We start from the raw sequence: 24,117 nt of genomic DNA, 5'->3' as shown, positions 1-24,117 counted from the left end.
TTCGCGCGAGCGATCGTCACGCGCCAGCGCCGAGACGCCGATACGGCGGCTTGGTCGGAGCGCAGCGTAGATAGAGCGTGGCCCGTCAGGGCGCGCCCATGCGCGAGGGCAGGGGGTCAAGTTGGCTCTCACAGTCATGCCTTTGGCAGCCGATCGCTGGACGTAAGGAAATCGCGCACGGTCGCGATTTTGATTCCCTCGTAGCTACCCATGCTCAACAGGTCGGCTTTATCGCCGGTAATTAGGAAATCGGCCGCGCCAACCGACGCCATCGCCAGCAGATAATTGTCATCGGGATCGGCACAGGCGGTTATTGTCGGCAGGTTGGAAACAATGATGGCGAAATCGCGCATCTCGTTAATAAGCCGCCCGGCCAATGCCGGTGTGATGCGCTCACGAATCTTCGGATAGCGCGTCACCCGGATCAGTTCGTCAAACTGGTCAGCCGCCGTCACCAATTTGAATCGGCGCTCGCGCCATAACACCACCAAATGAGCCGGTAGTGATGTTCTGGAAAGCAAGGCACTGACGAGGATATTCGTATCAAGGACAAGCCGCACGGGTCAGCCAGCCGCAACGCGGTCGCGACGTGCCGCCGTAACAGCCTCGTCGATCAGGGTTTCAAGTTCATCTGCGGGTAGGTCGTCAAACTTGGAGCGCACCTCTTCGATGGTTTCATCAAGCACTCGCCACTTGACGGCTTCCTCAATGAATTTCGACAGGTCGCCCTTTTTCATGCCGCGCTGCGCGAGGAAGCTGCGCACCGAAATGTCGGTGTCCTTCGACACGGAAACCGTCCAGCGGGTGAGAGCCGTCATAAAACCTCCAAAGCACAATCGACATAGCATGATAGCATGATAGGCGCTTATACGCTATTCCGACCGGGCTATACGAATTGGGCTTCCGAAGCTGAAGGACTATTATGAAGATCGAGACGTTCGGGAACGTCTGGGATGCGATCAGCGACAGCCCGGCTGAAGCCGCCGATCTAACAGCACGCTCCGACCTCATGTTGGCGCTCGCCGCGCATTTGCGAACCTGGAGCCTGCCATCGGACGCCGCCGCGGCGCGGCTCGGCATCTCGCGCTCGCGACTGGGCGATCTGTTGCGCCGCAAGATCGACACGTTCCCGCTAGATGTGCTGGTCAACATCGCGGCCGTCGCAGGGCTACCGGACGAGTGGCCCTTAAAAGCCGCCAAGAACAAGCTGGGCTTGGGAAATTGATGAATGACCGGGCATCGCCCGTTTTCCGATCTCACGAAAGATTGGAGTGCCGAGCGCCGCGCGCGCAGCGATGCGCGCCAGGCCGAGATGACGATCGAGTCGATCGACTCGGCCGCTATGAAGGATGGCGAGTTGTGCGACGCGGCGACCTCGGCCGAACGCGACCAAGCGGTTGGCGACGATCCGCCCTTGGTCGCCTGAGTCCGGCATGACCGTTCCCGACCAACCTACGCCGCCGCCCGTGTTCAGTCCTGTGGCGATCAGGCAGCTCCGCGAGAGCAGCCACGCCACGCGCGCGACGTTCGCGTGGGGGCTGAACATCAGCCTCCGCACGGTCGAGCGATGGGAGGCCGGCACGGCGCGCCCCAGTGGCCCTGCACGCCGACTGTTGGGCGTGGTCCAGAAGCATGGGTTCCAGTTCGTCGCCGACGCCCAGCGAGGATCGTAGCCGACGATCGAACATCCTGGCCGGCGCGCGAAGTTTCCTCTTTCGTTCTACCCTTGGCTGACTCATAGAATCGTCATGCCGATCGCGCGCGAACATCGCTGGCTCTATCCGATCGACTGGCGCGAGCTATCGAACCTCATTCGGTTTCGGCGCGCCAAGGGACGCTGCGAGCATTGCCGTCGCCCGCACGGTCGCGACGTGCTGCATCTGGGTGATGGCGTCTGGTGGGACGAGGATGCCGCTAGCTGGCGCGACGGGCAGGGCAAGGGGCTTCGCCGTCTGCCATCGCCCGATGATCTCTCGCGGGCGCAACCCGGGTTCGCCGGCATCGACCCACCCGCCCATCTGCGCGCCACGCGCGTGGTCCTCGCCAGCGCGCACCTGAACCACAATCCCGGCGACAACCGGCCACGCAACCTCGCCGCGCTCTGCCAGCGTTGCCACATGGTCCACGACGCGGCCGAACATCGCCGGCGCCGGTGGCTCAATGCCTTCCGGCTGCGCGCGATCGGCGACCTGTTTGGCTATCACTGAACTTGTCGTTCAGTGACTATCGGCCTCGTTGAGAAGGGTGGCGACGGCCGTGACGACCTGAGCGGTTGCGAACGGCTTGCCAATCATAACGCTGTTGGGAACGCCCTTTGACGTCCATTCGTGGCCGCTATCGCCGCTCATATAGACGATCGGCATATCGTGGACGAGTTCCCGGGCGCGCTGGGCAACGTCCCAGCCATTCGGGCCGTCGCCAATCCTGATATCCGTAATGATGCCACGAAAGCGGGTGGCGTCATCGCCAAGCTCGGTCATAGCGTCGATGCCATTGCTGGCGATAACGATTGTAAAGCCCGCATCCGTAAGAGCATCCTCCACCGTCTGCTGAATGAGAATCTCGTCTTCGACGATCAATAGAGTTGTAGAATTGGTCATCATTAAATCTGTTCCGCGAGATATGATTGGGCCGGAGCCTGATCGAGCGAGCTACGCCCGCCTGGGATATGTCGATAGAGGGTAGAAGGTTGCACACCGATCTGCTGGGCCACCTCCTCGACGGTGATAGTGGGGTCTGCGAGCATCGCCTTGGCGCGCTTGATCTCGGCCGGCCCCATTGCCGGCTTGCGACCGCCGCGCCGCCCCATCGCCTTGGCCTGGGCAAGCCCGGCATGGGTGCGCTCCAGCATTAACTCGCGCTCGAACTCGGCGACGGCCGCGAAGACGTGGAACACGAGCCGCCCGCCGGGGCTGGTGGTATCGATAGCCTGGGTGAGCACCCTAAGGCCGATCTCGCGCTTGGCGAGATCTTCGGCCGTTTCCACGAGCTGCCGGACGGAGCGCGCGAGCCGATCGAGTTTCCACACCGCCAGCGTGTCGCCGGCGCGGAGATAATCAAGCGCCGCCCGCAACTCCGGCCGATCGCGCTGCGCCCCCGATGCCTTTTCAGTGAACACCTTCTCGCAACCGGCTTCGCGAAGCGCATTGAGCTGTAGGGCAGGGGACTGGTCCCTGGTGGACACGCGCGCATAGCCGACAAGCAAAGGCTTTCTCCGAAAACTCGACGCTACCTAGCTCGATTTCGGAGAAGGAAACAAGGGACGGTTCTCGGAATCTGAATGGGCTGTTTTGGCAGCCTCGGTCACGATCGGCGCGGCTCTCCGGCGAACGGTCGTTTTCGGGAGACCATGTGTCAGCTCGCCCAGTTGCGGACATTCGCATTTACCGTGAGGCATCCTAAAAGCAGTCTTATAAAATCCCGTCTGAACGGAGCCGCCAAATGTCCGAACTGATCCTCACCACCTTTGATTGGGTTCCCGAAATGCCTCGTGGCTATGTGCGTGACTTGCGGGTGCGTTGGGCGCTCGAAGAGGCGGGCTTGCCCTATCACGTCGAAAGCGTGCCCTTTCGGGATCGCGGCGCGCAGCATTTTGCGCATCAGCCCTTCGGTCAGGTGCCTTGGCTGACCGACGGGGACATATCGATCTTCGAGAGTGGCGCTATCCTGCTTCATCAAACTTGCTTATCATCTAATTTTAGTAAGGTAGAACGGGGCCTTGCCGTCCGCTGACACACTGGGCACCCTAACTGTAGCGGCTCGCAATGATGATCGCCCGGAACTGCAATAGAGGGTGGTTTTCGGCTCATATTACGTGAGACGGATCAACGCGGGGGGCGCACGCTTGCTGAGACGCAAATCACAATAGGTGCGACGGACGCACAATAATGATCCGATAGCTCATGAACGGAGAAAAGTGCTGGACGATGGCTTGCCCGCTTCTGGCGATCGGAAGGGACAAGCCGGCGTTCGAGTTCACTATTTTAACGGTAGGAACAGCTCCGCAATGGCCTCATGCTCGGGCACTTCCGGGAAGAAGGCGAGGCGTTGGCAATAGAGGGGGAAGTCCCTCGCTTCCTCGCCGCTGGCCGGAAGCCAATCGCGATAAAGATACATGGCGGCGGGTTCCAGGTTGTCGGTGTTCCCGACGACACGTAGCACCGCGCAGCGCCCGCCGGGGATCATACCAGACTCGATCCGCTCGCCATTTGGCTCGATGAGCCGGTTGGTGCCGACACACAGGTCCAATCGATATTCGGCCGGAGGCGTGGTGCGCGGATCAGAATGGAAGACGTTGAAGGTGGGGCTTGTCTTCGGGGCCAGGCCGGTGGCCTTCCGCCAGGCAATGAACCGCTGGATGGTGGCACCGATGGTCGCCGGGTCGCCCCGATGCTCCATGATCGCCACCGGCGTCGGGGATACATCGCGGATAGTCACGTCGTCTGGGGTAAAAGTCGTCTGCATGAGCTTGCTCCTTGCGTTGTCGAGAGGCCCGAAGGCCGCAAGCCACGGCTCCCAGTCGGGAGATTTCCGAAACGACGAAGGCGATTGTCCGAACCGTTGCCGAAAGGCGCGGGCGAAGGCATCCGGTGCGTCGTAACCAGCATCCATCGCTATATCCGTGACGCTTTGGGCATCCCTGTAGGCCAGCCGGTACGAAGCACGCTTCATGCGGGCGAGCTGGACATAGCGATGCACGGACAACCCGAAGGTCGACGTGAACTGCCGGTGGAAATGGTATTTCGAAAACGCTGCGACAGCGCTCACCGCTTCCAAATCCAGATCGTGCTCCAGATGCCGGTCTATGTGATCCAGCGCCCGCTGCATCCGGGCATGGTAGTTTTGAAGCGCCGCCCTCATTGTCCTGCGTCCTCCGTGGCGACACCAGCTAGGCGCTCCTAGATATGACGCGCTCGACCGATCTTGCGGTTTGGCATGGTCATGAGGCCATCGCCAGCATGCAGGCACGCGATACCGCAAGGAAAACGAGCGGTTTTCTCGCGGTCTGACAATGCCGGTCCTGGCAATCCGAAAACAGCAAGAAAACCCGTTGCGAAAACCAGCGCCATCTTGCACCATGCCGGTGGTCTTTTCTGGCGGGGTATGCATTGCTCATCGGCTATATCCGGGTGTCCAAGTCGGACGGCACGCAAACTCTGGAACCGCAGCGCGACGCGCTGCTCGCGGCCGGCATCGATCCGTCGCGCATCTATGAGGATATGGCATCGGGTCGCCACGATGCGCGGCCGGGCCTGCTCGCCTGCCTGAAGGCGCTTCAGCCGGGCAACACGCTCGTCATCTGGAAGCTCGACCGGCTCGGCCGCGATCTGCGCCACCTCGTGACGACGGCCGAGGATCTCCGGTCGCGCGGGATCGGGTTGAAAGTGCTGGCGGGTGCGGGCGCGCAAATCGACACGACGTCTGCCAACGGCCGTCTCGCTTTCGGCATCTTTGCGGCGTTCGCCGAGTTCGAGCGCGAGCTGATCGCCGAACGCACCCATGCCGGCCTTGCGGCAGCACGAGCGCGTGGTCGCATGGGCGGTCGGCCGCGGAAGATGAACCGGGCCACACTGACGATGGCGATGGCGGCAATGTCCGATCGGGGTGCGGTCGCGGCCGATGTCGCCAAGCGCCTCGGGATCACGACCACCACGCTCTATGTGTACGTCAACGGCGACGGCACCCCCAAGGCACCGGGACAGGCGTTGCTCGACGCTGGCCCAACCCGGCAATTGCAAAGCCAGGCCGCGTAATGAGCGCGGGCATCACGGTCCCCATTGAGGCGATCGTGATGCTCCGGCGTCGGTTGGCGGCGCTGCCGGCAAGGCATCCGGAGCGACAGCCTCTAATGGCATCGACGGCCGAGCTCTACGACATCAGCCGCGCCACGCTCTACCGGCTGCTGCGCGGCGAGCGACGGCCCAAGGACGCACATCGCGCCGATCGAGGCCTGTCGCGCACCATGCCTCCCGATGAGATCGAATGGTGGTGTGAGGTCGTCGCGGCGATGAAGAGCCGCACGACCAACCGGCAGGGGCGTCGTCTTTCAACGAAGCGTATCCTCGAAATCGTCACCGATCACGGCGTCGAGACCCCCGATCGTGGTCTGGTGAAGCTGCCGCCAGGGCGATTGGCGGCCTCGACGCTTAACCGGCACGTGCGGCAACGCGGGTACGATACCGAGCGCATGACGCGCGAGCCGACTGCGGTGCGCTACCAGGCCGAACGTGCCAACATGCTCTGGCATTTCGACATGAGTCCGTCCGACCTCAAGCAGTTGAAGGTTCCGACCTGGGTCGATCCGGACCGGCAAGGCGCGCCAACGCTCATGCTGTTCTCGATCGTCGATGCCGGTCAGGCGTCGTCTATCAGGAATATGCGCTGGTTTACGGCGAGGATGCCGAGGCGGCGTTGCGCTTCCTGTTCCGTGCGATGGCACCGAAGGAGGACAATCCGTTCGAGGGCATTCCGGAGAACATCCAGATCGATGGCGGTCCGGTCGGCAAATCGAGCGTATTCAAGCGGGTCATGGAATGTCTCGGAATCACCGTCTCCCCGCACATGCCGGCAGGGTCGGATGGACGCCGCACAACCGCGCGCGCCAAGGGCAAGGTCGAGCGACCGTTCCGCACCGTCAAGGAAGCGCACGAGACGCTGTATCACTTTCACGAACCCGCCAGCGAACAGGAGGCCAATCGTTGGCTGGCGCGCTACATAGCCACCTACAACAGCGGCGACCATCGTCGCGAGCCGCATTCCCGGATCGACGACTGGCTCGGCCATCTGCCCGAGGGCGGCATTCGCGCCATGTGCAGTTGGGAACGCTACTGCGCGTTCGCGCGGGAGCCCGAACGCCGCAAGGTCGGCCTCGACTGCCGGCTGACCGTGGCTGGCGTCACCTATGAGGTCACGTCCGAAGTGGCCGGCGAAACGGTCGTTGTCTGGTGGGGACTGTTCGACCAGGAGCTATGGGTCGAACATGGCGAGGAGCGGTACGGTCCGTTCGATCCGGTCGGGGGGCCGGTGCCACTGCATCGCTATCGCAAGCATCGCAAGAGCCGGCGCGAGGTCCGCGCGGATCGGGTCGATGCGCTGGCGACGAGGATCGGGATTCCCCGCTCGGTCCTCACGGGCGAAGACGATATCGTGGTGATCGGCCGCAGGCCTGCTGATGAGATCGCGCCTGTGCCGGTCCGGCCATTCGCCGATCCCGACCCGTTCGCCGAACTCACCTTCGCCATATCCGAGGAGTTGCGCCTGCCGCTTGGCGGCCTTTGCGAAGAGGACCGCGCCTTCATCGGCGCCCTGCTCGCGCGCACACTGTCCAAGCCAGAGGTGATGGATGAAATCCGCAGGCGATTCCCGCCCGGTCATAGACGGAGCGGCTGATGCAGACCGAGGTGATGCGCTATTATGGACTGGCACGGCCCTCGGTCGATCTCGGCTTCTTCGAGACCGAGCATCATACCCAGCTTACCCATGATCTAAAGACGGCAATCACGGGCGGACGCCTGATCGCGCTCACCGCCACCATCGGTTCGGGCAAGACCGTCCTGACACGGCGACTGCGCGAAGAACTGGAGCGCGAGGGGCGCGTGATCGTGTCGCGGGCCCTCAGCCTGGAAAAGGCCAAGATATCGGTGCCGCTGCTAGTCGCGGCCCTGTTCTACGACCTGTCGTCCGAGAAGACCGTCTCGATCCCCAGCCAGTCAGAGCGTCGCGAACGCGATCTGCAGGAGCTGTTCCGCAAGGCCAAGCGGCCAGTCGCATTGTTCGTCGATGACGCGCACGATCTCCACCCCAAGACACTGACCGCGCTCAAGCGCCTCGTCGAGCTTGTCACCGAGGGCGGCGGTCAACTGGCCGTGATCCTCGTCGGCCATCCCAAATTGCGCAACGATCTCAAGCGCCCGCTGATGGAGGAAATCGGTGATCGGACCACTGTGTTTGAGTTCGGTGGCCTGCGCGACCGGCAGCGCGACTATATCGACTGGGCGCTGCGAACTGCGCTGTCGCCGGGGATCGAACCGGATGCCTTGCTGACTGAAGACGCCACGATCCTGCTCGCCGCCAAGCTCAAGACCCCGCTTCAGATCGGCCGTCATCTCGTCCGCGCGTTCGAAGCCGGGTTCGAGGCCAGCGTGAAACCGATCGATGCCGCGACTGTCGAGGGCGTGCTATCGCGCCAGATCGATGACCTCGAACCCCAGCTTACCCGCCACGGTTACGATATGAAGAGCTTGGCGGATCAGTTCGACGCCAAGCCGGCGGAAATCCGCCAACTGCTCCGGGGCGGCCTCGATCCGGCTCGCGCACGCGAGCTGACCGACGATATGCGCGCGGCAGGATTACCGCTTTGATCGCTTTTGATCGCTGTGTTCGCGATCCCGCGCCGCTCGGTGAACATCTCGCGTCCGTCGCACCGAATGTAATTTGCGTCTCACTGAACGTGCGCTGGCCGATCGCCAGCGTCTCACACAATTCGAACGGGAAAGACCCCTCTATTGCAGTTCCAGGCGATCATCATTGCGAGCCGCTACACCTAGTGACGATATCTTAAGAGTCGAGAGCGAATAATAAAGGTTGGTTTCCAGGAATTTCTAATGAAGAGGTACATCGGACGAGTTAATTTGATCCAGCCGGTTGAAATAGCGATCTGCATCGGCACGGCCATTGCGCTCGGCCTCTTGTTCGACAGGATCAACGCGTTTGAACGCATGGCAATTTTTTTTGCGAAACACGAAAGCTGGCAGCTAGACGAATATTTTTTTGTGCTGTTCTTCGGCGGAATCGGTGCGCTGGTGCTGGCGATCCGGCGTGCGGCCGACCTCGCGCGTGAAATGATTGAGCGAGAGAAGGCAGAGGCGCACGCGCTGTCGCTGGCTCGGCACGACCCGCTGACCGGCCTGGCCAACCGCCGGGTGCTGCACGACGAGCTTCCGGCGCTGCTCGAGGAGGCGCGCAGCTCGACGAGCCAATGCGCGGTATTCATGGTCGATCTCGACCACTTCAAACCGATCAACGACGTGTACGGGCACGATACCGGGGACGCGGTGCTGGTGGAGGTGGCGTCTCGGCTGCAGCGTGCCGCAGGCGCGCACGGGCTGGTAGCACGAGTAGGCGGGGACGAGTTCGTACTGGCGATACTGCAGGAACCGGGCACCGACGCGCCGGCACGGACGGCGATTCAGGTCATCCGCGCATTAAGCGTACCCTATGATGTTGGCGGGCGCTTGCTCGAATTGGGCGCAACGGTTGGCATCGCGCGCGCGCCGGTCGACGCGACGCTTGGCGACGACCTGCTGCGGGTGGCGGACGTCGCGATGTACGACGCCAAGCGGACGGGTAAGGGCACCCACTGCTTCTTCCACGCTGACATGGACCAGCGCTTGCGCGCGCGCGCGATGCTCGAAACTGAATTGCGCGAGGCAATCACGACCGGCGACATAACGCCGTATTTTCAGCCCGTAATCTCGCTCGCCGACGATCGAATTGTCGGGTTTGAGGCGTTGGCGCGGTGGCACCACCCGACGCGCGGCACGATTTCTCCAGACGAGTTCATCCCCATCGCCGAGGATTTGGGTTTGATCGACGCGTTGTCGCACCGAATCCTGCGCGAGGGCTGCATCGCCGCGCGTGACTGGCATTGGGACACGTCGCTATCGATCAACATCTCTCCGGTTCAACTCAAGGATAGCTGGTTTGCGGCTCGGTTGCTCGCGGTCCTTCAGGAGACGGGCTTTGCGCCTCAGCGGCTGATCGTCGAGGTGACCGAGAACGCGATCATCGACGATATTCAGCACGCCGCCACGGTGTTCGCATCGTTGCAGAATATCGGCATACGCATCGCGCTGGATGATTTTGGCAAAGGCTATTCCAGCTTGTCGCACTTGCGCGAACTGAAGTTCGACAATCTGAAGATCGACAGTTCGTTCGTGCAGTCGATGAATACAGCCGAGAGCCGCAAGATCGTCAGCGCCGTAGCGGGATTAGGCATGGCGCTCGGCATGCCGGTGACGGCGGAAGGGGTCGAATCGGCCGAGGTAGCAGATGCGTTGCGGGTGCTCGGATGCGAGCACGCGCAGGGTTTCCTGTTCGGGCGGCCCGTCCCAGCCAGTGAGGCAGCGCGCATGGTTGTCAACGACGACGCTCGCGCCGAATTGGCGAAGCGGAGCGCAGGATAATCGCGTGCGCTCCCCTAGCCGGGGTATGGATGCTGCTGGCTGCGATATTATTCGTGGCAAGCCCCGCCCGGGCGCAGGGAGGGCCCGAGCAGATCGAGCAAATTGAGCCCGGAAGAGGTGAATGGCAGGCCGAATACTATGGTGCCTTCGGCGGAGCAGGCAATCAGAGCGCCCAGCTACTGGTGGGCGTGTTTGGTCCGCTGGTGCTGGGCGCAGAGGCTGAGTTCCAAGGGCCGCACGACCGCCTTTTGTTCGATTCCTTCGGCCCCGTTCTCCTGTACCGCGCGATTGATCCCGACGAACGACCGGTCGGACTGGGCATCGAGTTGCAAGCGTCGATCGGACGCGACGGCACCTTCAAGGGTGTCGACGCTCGCGCGATGGTCGAGCGGCGGGCTGACGACTGGTGGTGGCAGGGCAATCTGATCCTGCGCAACGCTCGCGAGGACGGTTCCGATGGGACGAGCCTTGCCTATGCGGCCTCAGTCCAGCGATCGCTGGGTGGTGGGACGTGGCTGGGGATCGAGGCATCGGGACAGCTCAAGCTGCTGGACGGCGCAACCGAATTAGCGCCGGAGGGGCGGCATTATGCCGGGCCGAGCTTGACCGCCGAGCTGCCGATTGGCGGGAAGCAGGCCGAACTCGGGCTCGCTTGGCTTCAGCGGCTGCGCGGCGATGGGGCTGGATCAGGCCCGCGAATTTTCGCACAGTTTTCCTTCTAAGGCGCAGGCCTGGAGTTTTTCGAGATCGCGATACGCTGTGGCTCTGAAGGTCAAAACGGCTCGCCCCTCGCCTCATGCGAGTGGCCGCTTTCCCGAGTCATCTCCCAAAGCTGCCCGACCGCAGTCCACCAAACCCCGGTCATCCGTTGATGCAAAATTCAAAGGTTTTGCATCAATCTAAAAATGGCGGGATTCCGCGCACTTCCATGATGCAGAAATCCGATGCACAATAGAGCATGATTTACGGCTATGCGCGCGTCTCATCCAACGGGCAGGACCTGGCGCAGCAACTCGCTCAGCTCGACGCGGCCGGCTGCACGAAGATCTATCGGGAGAAGGTTAGCGCCGCGACGGCCGAGCGGCCCCAGCTTAAGCGCGCGATCGGCGCGCTCGATCCTGGCGACGTGCTGATGGTGACGGCGACCGATCGCCTTGCGCGCAACACCCGCGACCTGTTGAACATCCTCCATGCGGTGAAGGAGGCCGGTGCGGGCTTCCGCTCGATCGCGGAGCCGATGGTGGACACCACCTCGCAATTTGCCGAGGTCGTCATTGCCGTGTTGGGGATCGCGGCGAGCTATGAGCGTCAGCGCATCACCGAGCGCACCGCTGCCGGCAGGGTCCAGGCTAAGACCCGTGGCGTGAAGTTCGGCCGACGTGCCGCCCTCACTCGTCATCAGCAGACTGAGGCGCTACAGCGGCTTGCGGCTGGCGACACGCAGCGTACTGTTGCCGCTTTGCTAGGTGTCGATCAGGCGACAATATCGCGGTTGTACCGAAGGCAGGCTGAATAGCCGATCCTGGCGGAGAGTGGAATGGCCGCTTCGAGAACGGAAAGCTGAAGTCGCCGATTCTAGCGATGGGAAAAGCGCACCGTTTCCTGCTCAATGCCTGCGTCGTTACACTGGTAGAGGTCGATCACATCCGGCCGCTCCCAAAAAAAGCAGCCTTACCAACGGCCGGATTTTACTCCGCCACGCTCAGCACCGCGCCGGCGTTCCGATGGCCTGCTTTGTCACCGCCCCATCCACTCGACCTTGGGCTATCTCAGCCCCATGGACTTTGAGAAGCAGGCCAATGTAGCCTAACTTGGTGTCCATGGGACCGGCAGCAGCTCAGAACGATACGCTCGAAGGTGAGCGCAACTGGGCCGATAACGGCCTTATCAACCGCTTGTATCGCCTCAAAGGACTTGATGTTAACGCGCTCTAGCGGATCGACGCGCGACGCGCGACGCGCCGTTACGACGATGTCGGTGCCCGCGCTCGGTATGGGCCCGCGACGGCGGGTCGGCCTTCTCAAATGGGACCGTTGATTGGGGACTGCATAGCAGTCTCAAAAGCGGTTCGGATGGAAAGCGTCACGCACCATTATTTTCGTCATAATATGGCGATTACTGTCAGCTAAAGTTCAGGGCCTCTGCCAAAATCGTACGCATCCGGTGAAGGCCGCCGGCCTCAGCGGTCTGCCAGCAGCTCTTGTAGATTATCGATGCCGAACTGAGTGAAGGCGGTGATGGATTCCCCGGAGTCATCGCTGATGATGCTGAGGCAGCCATCTTCGGGCTCCATTTCGAGAGCGATGTCTTCGATGGTGGCCTCGTCGATGGCAAGCTGCCGGGCGACATAACCGATGGTAAAGACATAGCCTGGCGCAGCCATGATCAGGCGGCCTTTCGCTGGAAGTCGGCACCCTGCCAGTTCCAGGGGAGCAGTTCGTGGAGGCGGTTCTGCGGGATGTCAGCGATGCGCGCCAGGACATCGGCAAGCCAAGCCTGCGGATCGATATCGTTGAGCTTGGCTGTGGCGATCAGGCTGAACATGAAGGCGGCACGCTGTCCGCCACGATCGGAACCGGCGAATAACCAGGCCTTTCTTCCAAGGGCGACACCTCTCAGGGCGCGCTCTGCTGCATTGTTCGTCAGACAGATGCGGCCATCGTCGAGGAAGGCGGTGAAGGCCGGCCAGTCCCGGAGCATATAGTCCATGACCTTGGCGACCTCGGCGTTGCGGGACAGCTGCGCGCGGTGCTTGCGCATCCAGCCCTCGAGATCCCCGACCAATGGCGCGCTATGCTCTTGGCGGATGGCGTGGCGCTCATCGGCTGACTTGCCATTGATGGTACGCTCGATGTCGAAGATCATATCGATACGTCGCACCGCTTCGACCGCCAGCGGCGCTACGACGGGTGTCGTCCTGCGCCTCTTTTTAAGCTGGGCAGCGGCATCGGCGAGCACGAAAAAGTAGCGTCTCGCATGCGCCCAGCACAGCGCCCGCGTCAGTGGTGCTGGGGTTCGACCGGCACGGAACAGCGCGTTGTAACCGGCATAGGCGTCGGCCTGCAGGATCCCGCCATAGTCATGGAGATGGCTCGTGGGATGCTCACCCCGTCGATCGCGGGAGTAATGGAAGATTGCCGCCGGCGGTGCCGGTCCACTAAACGGTCGATCATCCCTGACATAAGTCCAGATCCGTCCGGTATCGGTCTTGTCGCGCGCCAGCACGGGAATGGTCGTGTCGTCGCCATGAAGCCGCTGTGCGGCAAGGACATGCGCCTCGATCAGGCGATACAGCGGCTGCAGGGCAGCGGCGCAGGCACCAACCTGATCGGCCAGCGTGGAAAGGCTCAGATCGACGCCCTCTCGCGCATAGCGATCGCGCTGACGGTTGAGCGGCTGATGCGCGCCGAACTTCTCGAACAGCATCATCGCCAGGAAGCTGGGGCCGAACAGGCCACGCGGGGTTACATGGAAGGGTGCCGGTGGCTGGGTGATCGTCTGGCATGACCGGCAGGAGAACTTCTCGCGGACGGTCTGGATCACCTTCCACTGACGCGGGATCACTTCGAGCGTCTCGGTGATATCCTCGCCCAGCTTCGACAGGGTGCCCGAACCGCAACAGGGGCAGTTTTGAGGCGCGGGGATGACAACACGCTCACGCGGCAAATGCGCTGGCAGTGGCTTGCGTGCCGGGCGCTGGCGTTCGAATGGCGCGACACTTGTCTTTGCTGCTGCCAGCATAGCCAGCGCTTCATCCTCGCTGGCCGAGGCTTCAAACTCCTCGAAGGTCAGCTCCATCTGGTCGAGCAAATGCCGGCTGCGTTCGGAACGCTGGCCATAAAGCGCCCGCCGCATCTTCTCGTTCTGCAGTTCGAGAAGGGCATTGCGGGCTTCGAGATCGGCATTGATGGCCTTGACCTTGGCAGCCTCGGCGGTGATCAGATCCGCGCGTGCCACCGCTGCAGTGAGCGCCGCGCGAAGCTTCTGGATATCCGCTTGCGATGCGTTCCCCATGGGAGATCGCATAACAGAAAAGCACCGGAATCTCTAGCTTTTTACGCCATCCGGGCCCTTTATCCTGCTACTGTTGGCCGCCATGTTGCCTGCGGATTACGCCAGTCGATAGCTTCGAGCATGCAGGCCAGCTGCGATGCGGAAATGGCGATCACGCCGTCCACCGCAGAGGGCCAGATGTACTTCCCCCGTTCAAGCCTCTTGGCATAGAGCGACATGCCGATGCCGTCATGCCACAGGATCTTGCACAGATCGCCGCGACGACCGCGGAAGACGTAAAGGTCACCAGCATGAGGGTCACGCCTGAAACTCTGCTGCACCTGCAGCGCCAACGATCGCATGCCCTTCCTCATGTCGGTATGGCCGGTCGCAATCCATATCCGAACGCCCGACGGGACCGGGATCACCGCTGCAGCGACCGCAAAACCGCGGCGGTCAGGTCGGGCGACGCATCCGCCGATATTCGTACGATCGTGCTGCCCAGTTCTACGACAATCACCGGCCCTGTCGGCGGCGATGGCTCGGGATGGACGGTTACAGCTGCAAAGCCTTTACCTGCGCCAAACATCTGCAGACGCCAGCGATAAATCTGGCTGGGCCGAACATCGGCATCCCTGGCAACCTCGGCAACGTTCGCGCCGGGCTGAAACGCCGCTATCACCAGTGCCTGCTTCTGTTCGTCCGTCCACATCCGCCGGCGTTCAACGCCCGACATTATCGTCACCTGACCCATCGCACCGTCTCTAGTACCGATGCAAACACCAGCGCTTGCACCGGTGCCATCTCCGAATATCAGATCAATCCAGCAAGGCGGCCCTCACCGGAGGCGTACCCAAAATCGCCTCTGCCTCCGCTTGTGGCAGTGGCTTAGCGAAGTAATACCCTTGAACGGCGTCGCAGCCAATCTTAGCCAGCATCACCACCTGATCCATGGTCTCTACGCCCTCGGCTATGACCCCAACCTGAAGAGCGGCGCCCAGCTTGATTATCAACTCCACGATCGCAGCGGTCCTGGCGTCCTCGCACAATCCGTCAATGAATGATTTATCGATCTTGATCGTGTCGATCGGGTAGCGGTTGATGTAGCTAAGAGAAGAATAGCCGGTGCCGAAATCGTCGAGTGCTATGCGAACGCCCAATTCGCGCACGCGCGCGATTGTTTCAGCGATGTAGGGTGAGGGATTGAGGAAAATACCTTCAGTGATCTCAAGCTCCAGGCAGGTCGGGCGAAGGTCAAAATCTTTCAAAGTAAGATCCAGATCGCCAAGGAAACCGGGATCGACGAATTCGGCTGCCGATGTGTTGACGCTCATACGCAAATCTGGCTGCGCGAACTCGACCTGCCAAAGCTTCAGTTGTTGGCACGCTTCGCGCATTACCCAGCGGTCGATCCGCCGGATCAGCCCGATCTGCTCGGCGACCGGTACAAAATCGGTCGGAGATACCGTGCCACGTTCCGGGTGTTCCCAACGCAGCAATGCTTCGAAGCTGTCCACCGTTTTCGTCGTCGGATTGACGATCGGCTGATAGACGAGGCTGAACTCGCCCCGGTCAAGTGCGTGTCGCAGATCGGTCTGAAGCGCTAGGAGCGCGATCGCATTGTCGTGCATCGAGGCATTGAATATCGCGTAATCGCCGTATCCTGCGCGTTTGGCCTCGTACATCGCGATGTCCGCATCTCGGATGAGATCTTCGGGAACTGCGGCTCTATCAGCGGCTTCGACGATACCGATGCTGCACGACGGAAAAACGCTCTGGCGACCCAATTGGATTGGTGGGCGCAGCGCCCCGATGATCCGCTCGGCGACCGACACCGGCGTGGCCAAGTCGTCAGCGTCCTCGATCAGCACCGCAAACTCATCGCCGCCGATGCGCGCAAGCGTATCCTGCGGCCGAACGCACCCTTTTAACCGATGTGCGATTTCCTGGAGTAGTGCGTCGCCCGCGATATGGCCAAGGCTGTCGTTGACAACCTTGAACTGATCGAGGTCCAGGAACAGTACCGAACAGGTACCGTGTTCTGATTTTCGCCATCGGTCGAGGGCTGCTGCCAACCGCTCCATGAAGAACGCGCGGTTGCGAAGGCGCGTTAAATTGTCATGGAACGCGGTATAAAGCAGCTCAGCTTCGACCCGTTTGCGCTCCTTAATCTCACATGCCAGTGCTTCGTTTTCGAATTCGGCAAGGCGGATACGCGATGCGAGCTGCTCGGCATCCTTGCGGTCGGTGATGTCGCGCTGGACCGAGACCCAGTGGGTAAACCAGCCGCGCTCGTCTGCGATAGGTACAATGCTCAATTCGACCCAGAATTCGGTGCCATCCTTGCGGTAGTTGATCATTTCGATCTCGATCGGCTCCCAGGCTTCGAGCGCCTGACGAAGCCTGGCTCTCGACGTTGGATCCGTTTTTTCGCCCTGTAACAGGCGTGGCGTCCGCCCGATGACCTCGTCTGGGTCGTAGCCCGTCGCGCGCGTAAAGGCGGCATTGCAATAGAGGATGCGTGGCCCCGGCAGGTTCACCGGTTCGGCTTCGGTTATGACGATGGAATCGCGCGCATGTACTGCAACAGACTCCAGCAGCCGCAGGCGTTCCACGCGTTCGCGCTGATCGGCACAGTCCGCACCATCGACGATGACGCGCAGCCGCTCGACCTCGAACAGTGTCGCCAGATGCGCAGCGTGGGCGCGTAAGACGTAGGTCTGGGCAGCGTTCAGCAGGGGCCGCGGCTCGTTATGTACGACGATGAGTAATCCACCCCCATCACATACAATGCCGGTAACCGCTGCGAACTTCAGCGTCGTTGCCGCCAAACCTGAGAAATGGAGATTGTCATCCAGCGTCTTGTCGTCGATCGGGCTGATCGTCTGCACTACCGTGTCGCCTGACCGGTGACGAAGTGGCCTTGGCCCAAGCCGGGGAACGGCATCGATCGGAGTACTGTCGCCGCCCTGCGCGATCACCACGAGCACGCCATCCTCAATCCGACATACGAACGCGGCAACGCAGCCCGCCGCACGTGCGGCCTCATCTGCGACACGTTGATATGACGAGGCTGTGCCGAAGCCGAGGATATAGCCTACTGGAACAGCCGTTGCATCGTTCGTCCAATCCGTTGGCAGATGCATTCGCATTGGTCAGATCTCCGAAATCGCAAAAAGTCACGCGCCAGCATGTGCACCGTGCATCTACATTGCTTCGCCACGCCTTCAGTACGCCGTACGTTCTTCCTCAAGCGCCAGTGTATGCAGCGCCTCAAACAGTGCATCGCCTGTCATACGTGCGGGGTCAAAACCACTTTGTGGTCCCACCGTGCCGTAGCGTACCGCGTGGTCCACGCACGCACCGACGAAACCCATCGACCAGTTTTCAAACACGCGGGAAGGCGTTGGATCGAAGGCCAGCAAGGAGACGTCACCGTGTCGCTCGTCCTGTTGGATGCGTTCAAACACGCGCTCGACCGCGGACCGCGAACCCTCCAGTACCTGCGCAAAACAGCCGGCGTTAAACATTAGCGCTCCGGTAACACCGACTTTCGCATTGTTGACTTGGCTCTTGGTCAGGATCGACGAGATCGCGGTTGCCAACGTGGCTTCGTCACCTACGATGGCGTTGCGGCTGTAATAGACCAGGCGATAAAGCGGTTCGGACATCTCGGGATTCCTCAGGAAGCTTGGGCAATTTGCTCGGGCGCCAGCAACGCCATCGCATCGACTGCGGACATTGGCCGGCCGGTCAGATACCCCTGCACTGCATCGCAGCCTTCGGCGCGAATACAGGCAAGTTCGGCATCGGTCTCGACGCCTTCTGCAACCGTCTTCATGCGCAACGTCTTGGCAAGGCTGTTCACAGCGCGAATGATCGCCCGGCGATCAGCGTGGGCATCAATATCGCGGATGAAGCACTGGTCGATCTTGATCTTGTCGAACGGAAACTTCTGCAGATAGCTGAGCGACGAATGGCCGGTGCCGAAATCGTCCATCGATACCGATACGCCGAGACCGTGCAGCCTGTTCAACACGTCCCATGCGGCATCTGTATTATCCAGCAATGCACCTTCGGTAATCTCGAGTTCCAAGCGCTCGGCCGGAAGCTGCGATTGGTCGAGGGCCGAGACCACCGTTTCCAGGATCTTCCCACCACGGAACTGCAACGGCGACAGATTGACGGCGATCGATATCGCGCCCGGCCAAGACGCCGCCTGCTTACACGCGGTACGCAGCACCCATTCCCCGATCGCGGGAATAATACCGATTTCCTCGGCAAGCGGAACGAAGTCTCCAGGTGATACGAGGCCACGGACGGGGTGGTGCCAGCGGATCAAAGCCTCGAAGCCGGTGAGCCGGTTCGTAGCGATGTCGAACTGCGGCTGATAGACGAGTTCGAATTGCTTGAGTGCCAAAGCACGCCGCAGGTCCACCTCTATCGATCGGCGAGCCTGCATCCGCTCGTTCATTCCTGGCTCAAAGAAACGATGACAGCCGCGCCCCTCGGCCTTGGCCCGGTAAAGCGCCAGGTCTGCGTTCTTTAGGAGGATATCTGGCTCGTAGCCATCGTCGGGCGCGATCGCGATACCGACGCTGGCGCCGATATGCAGTACATGACCTTCGACCGCATAAGCTCGCCCGATCAGGTCAACGAGGCGGGTCGCGAGTGCGGTCGCTGCGGCCGGTTGAAGCGCGTCGGACTGGATGATCGCGAACTCATCGCCGCCGAGGCGTGCCACCAAATCACCAGCGCGCAGGGCACTTGTCAGCCGTTCGGCGACCTTGCGCAGTAGCGCATCTCCTACCGGATGCCCCAGCGTGTCATTCACAGCCTTGAAGCGATCGAGATCGACGTAGAGTACAGCGGTCGTCTGGCCGGCTCGCGCGGCAGCGGCAAGCCGTTCGACCAGACGCTCGCGAAAGGCCTTTCGGTTGGCGAGACCGGTCAGCGCATCTCGTTCAGCGAATTCGGCATTACGGACATAGGTCGTGACATCGTCCATACTCAAGACGAAACCGCCGCTGGACAGCGCGCGCACCGTACAATCGAGCAGCCGATCATCTGCCAACCGTAGTCGCGTCGGCGCGGGCTCCGCGCCAGCGTCGACTGCTGCAAAGACATCCTCCCCGCCGGTCGCGTTACAGCTGGTAAGCAAAGCGATCAGCGTGCAACCGACTGGATCGACGGGCGTGAACAGCGCTTCTGCACTGGTGTTGCAATATTCCACCTGTTGGTCCTCATCGAGGATCAAAACAGCAGTCGCCATCTCCGGCAGCGCCGCACTACGCGGAAATGCCGCTCTTATAATTTCTCGGGGCCCAATATCGGACGGCTCCTGATCATCCTGGATCGAGGGCAACGGGTGGCCAGCAGTGTCCGCAGACGCGCGAAGAAAATAGGTTTCCATACGACCGATTATCGGAGAAAAGTGATAAAAATTCCCTACTAGCAACGTGATATATTCGCGAACATGGATCAACCCGGAACCGTGCCAATTAGCGCTGATATCTACAAAACCTGTTACCAATTCGATTTTCTTGAAATGGCCGATTTCAACGGAGAAACGGAAATCCGATCGCATCGTTCGAGCGGCGGAAAATACATGATAGGCGACACCCTCGGGCCTGTGCTTTCGCCGAACCACACCCGCCTCGGCTCATAAAGATCGACAAACCCTGTCGCTTTGGTAGGATGTGCGAGAACATGTTTTTGAGGGTTTGTCGTACAACCGGGCACGATACTGGCGGGCTTGATCAGCACCGAATTGCCGACCGCGATCGCGGGCGCGGCGACGCGGATGAGCTGGTAGAAGAGGAAATTCCATGGTTCGACCGCCACCAGTACGCCTATCGGGTGGTGCTCCACCCAGGCGTCACCGGCCCGCGACTGGTAAGAAACCGGCTTAAGCATGTTCCTGGCATGTTCGGCATAATAGGTGGCGATGCCGGCGCACAGCTTCACCTCGCCTTGCCCCTGGGCGATCAGCTTGCCCATTTCGATTGCCATGGTCGTGGCGATCTCGTCGGCGTGCTCGTTCAGCAGGCCAGTCAGCTTGCTCAGCACGCCAAGACGGCGGTCCATGTTGCCGCGCCAGTTAGGGTCGCGCGAAATGCCGCGTCGGCCGCCGACAGCGCCTGTTCGACCTGCTCGGCGGTATGAGAGGGATAGTCCTTCACGAGTTCTTCGGTGAAGGGATTGATACTGCGGTATGCCATCGGGTTTTCCCTTGTGATCCGGGGCACGGAATAGAGGCGGTTATTCGGCTCTCGACGAAACTGCGTTCCAATCGTCCCATTCGGCAAGACGGTTCTCATAATCCTTCCTGATGAGCGGCAGGCCGACGCTGCCCAGCAGGAACCGCAGAGGCGGATTCTCTGCATCGACCACTTGGAGGATCGCGTCTGGCGTCGCGTGCGGGTCGCCCTGCTTGCGGTCCTTGTTCATGTCCTTGCGCTTTTCGCGGACCGGCTCATACGCCGCAATTTCCTTGGCATGCGCGGCTGATTTGCCGCCCCAGTCGGTCGAATAGCCGGCCGGCTCGATCAGCGTTACCTTGATGCCGAAGTCGGCGACTTCCTGTGCCAGGGCCTGGTTGAGTCCCTCAAGACCCCATTTCGACGCGTGATAGAGGCCGACGGTCGGAAATGCGGAAACGCCGCCGATGCTCGATACGCTCAGGAGATGACCGCTCTCCTGCGCACGCATAATCGGCAGCGCCGCCTGTAGCACCCAGAGCGCACCGAACAGATTGGTCTCGATCTGCGCGCGGGCTTCCTTCTCGCTCACCTCCTCGATGGTGCCGAACAGGCCGTAACCGGCGTTATTAATGACGACGTCGATCCGTCCGAAATGTTCATGGGCCTGCTTGATTGCGGCAAATACCGCGTCACGATTCGTCACATCAAGCGCGATTGGAAGGGCAAGGTCGCCATAGGTTTCGGCGAAGTCCCGCACATCGCCGATGTGACGCGCGGTCGCGGCCACTTTGTCGCCGCGCTTCAGTGCAGCTTCGGTCCAGATGCGTCCGAAACCCTTCGACGCGCCCGTTACGAACCAGATTTTCTCAGCCATGTTTAGTCCTCCTGACGGCACGCGATCCGCTGCGAGCGTGATTACGTGCCAGTCTTAATTGAGGGCCGGCAGCCCGTCAGGCGTCCGCCATCTCCTGGCGCAAGCTGGCGACGTCGATGACGTAGCGGAAGCGAACGTCGCCTTCCTTCACGCGCTTGTAGGCCTCGTTGATCTCTTGAATGGAGATCACCTGCACTTCTGGCGCAATGCCGTGTTCGGCGCAGAAATCGAGAATCTCCCGCGTCTCGGCAATCGACCCGATCAGCGATCCTCCGAGTGTCTTGCGACCCATGATCAGCGGCTGATTGTCGTAACCCGCCATAGGCACTATCGCGCCGACGGCGACATAGGCTCCGTTCCGCTTCAGCAGCGGCACGAATGGATCGACCTCATGTTTCTCCGGAATGGTTGAAAGAATGAAATCGAAGCTGCCCGCAAGCGCTGCGAACGTATCTTTATCGCCCTCAACAACACCTTGGACGCCCAGCTTCTGCGCCTCGGCGATCTTCTCCTTGGTGGTCGTGAACACCGTTACCTCGGCACCCATCGCCTTGGCGATCTTGACCGCCATGTCACCCAGCCCACCGAAACCGACGACGCCGACGCTCTGTCCGGCTTTCACGTTCCAGTGCTTCATCGCCGAATAGGTGGTTACGCCGGCGCACAGGATCGGCGCAGCCGCCTCGACCGGGATCGACGCTGGGATTTTGAGAGCGAAGTCCGCCTTCACGACTAAGACGTTCGAGTAACCGCCATAGGTGTTGTCGCGGCCATACATGTTCTGGCCGGTCTTCGCCTGGGCGACTGGCTTCATCGGACCATTGTAGGTGGCCAGCCAACTGTTCGGCCCCTCGCAATATTGTTCCTCATGCTCGCGGCATGGTTCGCAAGCACGGCAGCTATCGATCATGCAGCCAACGCCGACTAGATCGCCTTCCTTGTGGAGGGTGACGTTCGTACCAGCCTTCGTAACGCGACCGACAACCTCATGGCCCGGCATACACGGGTACACCGTGTTGCCCCAGTCGTTCTCAGCTTGGTGGATGTCTGAATGGCAAACGCCGCAATACAAGACTTCGATCTCAATTTCGTCCGCACCCGCCTCATCGCGTTCAAATTCAAGTGCCTTCAGCCGGCTGAACGAATGTTTGGCAGCATAGCCTATCGCTTTTATCATGTCCTACAATCCTTCTCGAAATTCATCGAGTTAACGCCCATCCGATGAATCGGATCCGAGCAAGCCCTGCCGAGGAACGATGCGGCGATTTTGTTATAGCGCGTTGCGATGCGGCGCGATTGCTTGAGACGATTGAAAAGACGCTCGACGTGGTTGTGATCGCGATAGCGGCGAAAGTCGCACGGGGCGGGATCACGGCGATTGGCCTTGGGCGGGATGATCGCCAGGATACCCCGCTCAGAATCTTGGTGCGCATTTGAGTGAGCGTCATGGTGGCACCCGCCATACCCTCGCCACGCGATCTGCGCGGCGTCGCCTCGGCCCCGGATTATAAATGCCACGGAATAATCACCGCGGCTCACGCGCTTTCACCGCCGCCTCGCTGCATCCATCGATCGTGTCCCGGTTCCCGCTCACAATCTTGTCGTCGGCGACGATTGCCCGCCAACTTTCCGGGGCAGCGATATTCATCATCCGCTGCCCTGCATCCCACATCGGACGATCCAGCGTCCGCGCCGCCATGTGCTCGGGCCAATGCCAGCCCTCTGGCACGGCGCGCGCGATCGGTCCGGCAAACGCCGCCCACACAATAATGCCGAACACCGTCGCGCTGATCGCTACCCAAGCGAGCCATTTGTTCTGCTCGTTGCCTCGCCGCGCCGATACGACATGGCCGTGGAGCTGCCGCGTCACCTCCTCCAATCCCATGCGCGCGGTAGCGAGCGCCGCCTGATCCTCGCGCCGCGCGGCGTTGCCCGCTGCCGCAATCCGCTGCGCCATCTGCTCGGGCGTCATCGCCATGACCGGGGCCGCAGCAAGCATCTTGCCGATATGGTCGAGCCGCCCGGTCGCGCCGTCCACGCCCTGCTGAAGCACGCCAAGCGTCTCGCTGTAGTCGAGCACGTCGATTGAGCCACGCTCGACGGCCAAGCCCTCCACGGCACGGCGTAGCAACGCCAGCTCGCGATCTTGGCCTTCTATCACGGCGCGCAACCGGTCGAACGCTTCTACTGGATCGTCGCCGTCCTGAATATCGTCGTCCATCATTTCCCTTACCGGCTCATGCCGCGATCACGGTCGCGCCCGATCGCGACGGACTGCGCCAGCTCCTGGCCGATCGACCGGCCCCGCTCCATGCTCAAAGCCAGCTCGGGCGCGCGGGCGCGCAACACGGATTCGAGCTGCGGGTCGCGGTGCAACCCACCCGCGATACCCTCCATGCGCCTGCCAAGCTTCTCCGCGCCGGCACGATCGCCGACGCGCTCCATGCTGGCGCGCGCCTCCTTCATGCCCTGCCACTGCTCCACAAATCGGCCAGCGCGCTTCTCCGGGTCGGTGCGGACCTGGCGCTCTGTCTCCATCGCCTTCGCCGCGCCGCCCGTGTTGCCCTCGGCCGCGTCGCGCGCGAGCCGGGGGTCGCGCTCGATCGCGCTGGTGAGGTCGCGTGCGCCATTGGGCCGCACCTGATCGAGCGCATCGCCCGCCTTCGCGAGTGCCTGTTCCTGATGCGCCAGCATCGGCAACCCCTTCTCCAGCATCCGGCCAATATCGGCTCCGGCGCGCGCGTAGCGTTCGATCGCACGGGCCTGCGAGGGCGCCAGCGGCCGATCGGGCGCAACGCGCTCGGGCAACGTCACCTTCCCGGTCGCCGGCTTCGGCCGGAACCCGTCGAACATGCCCCGCGCC

The 24,117-nt window shown here is 61.5% G+C and carries 27 protein-coding genes and 2 pseudogenes; 10 read left to right on the top strand and 19 right to left on the bottom strand.

Translation table 11 applies throughout. The annotated features are described in order from the left end of the window. Nucleotides 1–134 precede the first annotated feature (134 nt). Both ACP7C5_RS18545 and ACP7C5_RS18540 read right to left on the bottom strand, forming a co-directional pair. Nucleotides 135–560 (bottom strand): putative toxin-antitoxin system toxin component, PIN family, encoded by a 426-nt coding sequence (locus ACP7C5_RS18545; RefSeq protein ID WP_426265409.1) that lies wholly within the window; start codon nt 558–560, stop codon nt 135–137. A gap of 3 nt (nt 561–563) precedes the next feature. Then, nucleotides 564–818, bottom strand: a complete 255-nt coding sequence (locus ACP7C5_RS18540) for a ribbon-helix-helix domain-containing protein (protein WP_426265408.1) — start codon at nt 816–818, stop codon at nt 564–566. Nucleotides 819–922: 104 nt separating this feature from the next. On the opposite strand from ACP7C5_RS18540, the gene ACP7C5_RS18535 reads away from it, so the two are divergent. The 3 genes from ACP7C5_RS18535 to ACP7C5_RS18525 all read left to right on the top strand — a co-directional run bounded on the left by ACP7C5_RS18535 (nt 923) and on the right by ACP7C5_RS18525 (nt 2,207). Beyond that, complete coding sequence (locus ACP7C5_RS18535) at nt 923–1,225, top strand: helix-turn-helix domain-containing protein (RefSeq protein WP_426265407.1); 303 nt, start codon at nt 923–925, stop codon at nt 1,223–1,225. Between the two features lie 3 nt (nt 1,226–1,228). Further along, the gene (locus ACP7C5_RS18530) at nt 1,229–1,426 is read left to right on the top strand and encodes a hypothetical protein (protein ID WP_426265406.1); all 198 of its coding nucleotides are present in this window, start codon (nt 1,229–1,231) and stop codon (nt 1,424–1,426) included. A 322-nt stretch (nt 1,427–1,748) separates the two neighbouring features. After that, nucleotides 1,749–2,207, top strand: coding sequence for a hypothetical protein (locus tag ACP7C5_RS18525; RefSeq protein ID WP_426265405.1), 459 nt, complete (start codon nt 1,749–1,751; stop codon nt 2,205–2,207). Between the two features lie 9 nt (nt 2,208–2,216). Here the strand turns inward: ACP7C5_RS18525 and ACP7C5_RS18520 are convergent, their stop codons facing one another. Further along, nucleotides 2,217–2,600: a response regulator gene (locus ACP7C5_RS18520; RefSeq protein WP_426265404.1), complete on the bottom strand. Its 384-nt coding sequence runs from the start codon at nt 2,598–2,600 to the stop codon at nt 2,217–2,219. Nucleotides 2,601–2,602: 2 nt separating this feature from the next. Then, nucleotides 2,603–3,205, bottom strand: coding sequence for a recombinase family protein (locus ACP7C5_RS18515; protein WP_426265403.1), 603 nt, complete (start codon nt 3,203–3,205; stop codon nt 2,603–2,605). A gap of 236 nt (nt 3,206–3,441) precedes the next feature. Between ACP7C5_RS18515 and ACP7C5_RS18510 the strand changes: the two genes are divergently transcribed. Further along, nucleotides 3,442–3,732, top strand: a complete 291-nt coding sequence (locus tag ACP7C5_RS18510) for a glutathione S-transferase N-terminal domain-containing protein (protein WP_426265402.1) — start codon at nt 3,442–3,444, stop codon at nt 3,730–3,732. Between the two features lie 246 nt (nt 3,733–3,978). On the opposite strand, the gene ACP7C5_RS18505 is transcribed toward ACP7C5_RS18510, so the two are convergent. Beyond that, on the bottom strand, nt 3,979–4,860 hold the full coding sequence (locus ACP7C5_RS18505; RefSeq protein WP_426265401.1) for an AraC family transcriptional regulator: 882 nt from the start codon (nt 4,858–4,860) through the stop codon (nt 3,979–3,981). A gap of 248 nt (nt 4,861–5,108) precedes the next feature. Here ACP7C5_RS18505 and ACP7C5_RS18500 point away from each other — a divergent pair, with 248 nt between their 5' ends. From ACP7C5_RS18500 to ACP7C5_RS18475, 6 genes and pseudogenes are all read left to right on the top strand, one after another. Next, nucleotides 5,109–5,753 (top strand): recombinase family protein, encoded by a 645-nt coding sequence (locus ACP7C5_RS18500; protein WP_426265400.1) that lies wholly within the window; start codon nt 5,109–5,111, stop codon nt 5,751–5,753. Continuing rightward, nucleotides 5,753–7,389 (top strand): annotated as a pseudogene (locus ACP7C5_RS18495) (IS481 family transposase). The gene ACP7C5_RS18500 and the pseudogene ACP7C5_RS18495 overlap by 1 nt, the downstream one beginning before the upstream one ends. Beyond that, a complete protein-coding gene (locus ACP7C5_RS18490) occupies nt 7,389–8,360 on the top strand; it encodes an ExeA family protein (protein ID WP_426265399.1) in 972 nt (323 codons plus the stop codon). Before ACP7C5_RS18495 ends, ACP7C5_RS18490 begins: the two are co-directional and overlap by 1 nt. Before the next feature lie 243 nt (nt 8,361–8,603). Beyond that, complete coding sequence (locus ACP7C5_RS18485) at nt 8,604–10,184, top strand: putative bifunctional diguanylate cyclase/phosphodiesterase (RefSeq protein ID WP_426265398.1); 1,581 nt, start codon at nt 8,604–8,606, stop codon at nt 10,182–10,184. Nucleotides 10,185–10,213: 29 nt separating this feature from the next. Beyond that, nucleotides 10,214–10,906, top strand: coding sequence for a hypothetical protein (locus ACP7C5_RS18480; protein ID WP_426265397.1), 693 nt, complete (start codon nt 10,214–10,216; stop codon nt 10,904–10,906). Nucleotides 10,907–11,142: 236 nt separating this feature from the next. Next, nucleotides 11,143–11,700, top strand: a complete 558-nt coding sequence (locus ACP7C5_RS18475; protein WP_426265396.1) for a recombinase family protein — start codon at nt 11,143–11,145, stop codon at nt 11,698–11,700. Between the two features lie 663 nt (nt 11,701–12,363). Here the strand turns inward: ACP7C5_RS18475 and ACP7C5_RS18470 are convergent. The 14 genes and pseudogenes from ACP7C5_RS18470 to ACP7C5_RS18405 form a co-directional block, all read right to left on the bottom strand. Further along, nucleotides 12,364–12,567 carry a hypothetical protein gene (locus ACP7C5_RS18470; protein ID WP_426265395.1) on the bottom strand — a complete coding sequence of 68 codons (204 nt, stop codon included), beginning with the start codon at nt 12,565–12,567 and terminating at the stop codon, nt 12,364–12,366. 2 nt (nt 12,568–12,569) lie between these two features. Continuing rightward, the gene (gene tnpC, locus ACP7C5_RS18465) at nt 12,570–14,198 is read right to left on the bottom strand and encodes an IS66 family transposase (RefSeq protein ID WP_426265394.1); all 1,629 of its coding nucleotides are present in this window, start codon (nt 14,196–14,198) and stop codon (nt 12,570–12,572) included. A 59-nt stretch (nt 14,199–14,257) separates the two neighbouring features. After that, nucleotides 14,258–14,605, bottom strand: coding sequence for an IS66 family insertion sequence element accessory protein TnpB (gene tnpB / locus ACP7C5_RS18460; protein WP_426265393.1), 348 nt, complete (start codon nt 14,603–14,605; stop codon nt 14,258–14,260). Further along, on the bottom strand, nt 14,602–14,931 hold the full coding sequence (locus ACP7C5_RS18455) for a transposase (protein ID WP_426265392.1): 330 nt from the start codon (nt 14,929–14,931) through the stop codon (nt 14,602–14,604). The genes tnpB and ACP7C5_RS18455 overlap by 4 nt, the downstream gene beginning before the upstream one ends. A gap of 64 nt (nt 14,932–14,995) precedes the next feature. Beyond that, on the bottom strand, nt 14,996–17,329 hold the full coding sequence (locus tag ACP7C5_RS18450) for a putative bifunctional diguanylate cyclase/phosphodiesterase (RefSeq protein WP_426265391.1): 2,334 nt from the start codon (nt 17,327–17,329) through the stop codon (nt 14,996–14,998). Nucleotides 17,330–17,404: 75 nt separating this feature from the next. Next, nucleotides 17,405–17,848 carry a BLUF domain-containing protein gene (locus tag ACP7C5_RS18445; protein WP_426265390.1) on the bottom strand — a complete coding sequence of 148 codons (444 nt, stop codon included), beginning with the start codon at nt 17,846–17,848 and terminating at the stop codon, nt 17,405–17,407. 11 nt (nt 17,849–17,859) lie between these two features. Beyond that, complete coding sequence (locus ACP7C5_RS18440) at nt 17,860–19,764, bottom strand: putative bifunctional diguanylate cyclase/phosphodiesterase (RefSeq protein ID WP_426265389.1); 1,905 nt, start codon at nt 19,762–19,764, stop codon at nt 17,860–17,862. Continuing rightward, complete coding sequence (locus tag ACP7C5_RS18435; RefSeq protein WP_426265388.1) at nt 19,704–20,264, bottom strand: aldehyde dehydrogenase family protein; 561 nt, start codon at nt 20,262–20,264, stop codon at nt 19,704–19,706. The genes ACP7C5_RS18440 and ACP7C5_RS18435 overlap by 61 nt, the downstream gene beginning before the upstream one ends. Further along, on the bottom strand, nt 20,240–20,398 hold the full coding sequence (locus ACP7C5_RS18430) for a hypothetical protein (protein ID WP_426265387.1): 159 nt from the start codon (nt 20,396–20,398) through the stop codon (nt 20,240–20,242). The genes ACP7C5_RS18435 and ACP7C5_RS18430 overlap by 25 nt, the downstream gene beginning before the upstream one ends. A 40-nt stretch (nt 20,399–20,438) precedes the next feature. Then, the gene (locus ACP7C5_RS18425; protein WP_426265386.1) at nt 20,439–21,254 is read right to left on the bottom strand and encodes an SDR family oxidoreductase; all 816 of its coding nucleotides are present in this window, start codon (nt 21,252–21,254) and stop codon (nt 20,439–20,441) included. Between the two features lie 76 nt (nt 21,255–21,330). Next, a complete protein-coding gene (locus tag ACP7C5_RS18420) occupies nt 21,331–22,431 on the bottom strand; it encodes an NAD(P)-dependent alcohol dehydrogenase (RefSeq protein ID WP_426265385.1) in 1,101 nt (366 codons plus the stop codon). After that, complete coding sequence (locus ACP7C5_RS18415; protein WP_426265418.1) at nt 22,428–22,772, bottom strand: transposase; 345 nt, start codon at nt 22,770–22,772, stop codon at nt 22,428–22,430. Before ACP7C5_RS18415 ends, ACP7C5_RS18420 begins: the two co-directional genes overlap by 4 nt. Before the next feature lie 7 nt (nt 22,773–22,779). Further along, on the bottom strand, nt 22,780–23,475 hold the full coding sequence (locus ACP7C5_RS18410; protein WP_426265384.1) for a DUF6118 family protein: 696 nt from the start codon (nt 23,473–23,475) through the stop codon (nt 22,780–22,782). An 8-nt stretch (nt 23,476–23,483) separates the two neighbouring features. Next, nucleotides 23,484–24,117: pseudogene (locus ACP7C5_RS18405) on the bottom strand (Ti-type conjugative transfer relaxase TraA); the annotation flags it as partial.

The sequence above is a fragment of the Sphingomonas sp. PWP1-2 genome (assembly GCF_049898305.1).
Lineage (GTDB): Bacteria > Pseudomonadota > Alphaproteobacteria > Sphingomonadales > Sphingomonadaceae > Sphingomonas > Sphingomonas glacialis.
Note: the sequence above shows the minus strand (reverse complement) of the source record. Positions and strands in the feature narration are given on the sequence as shown.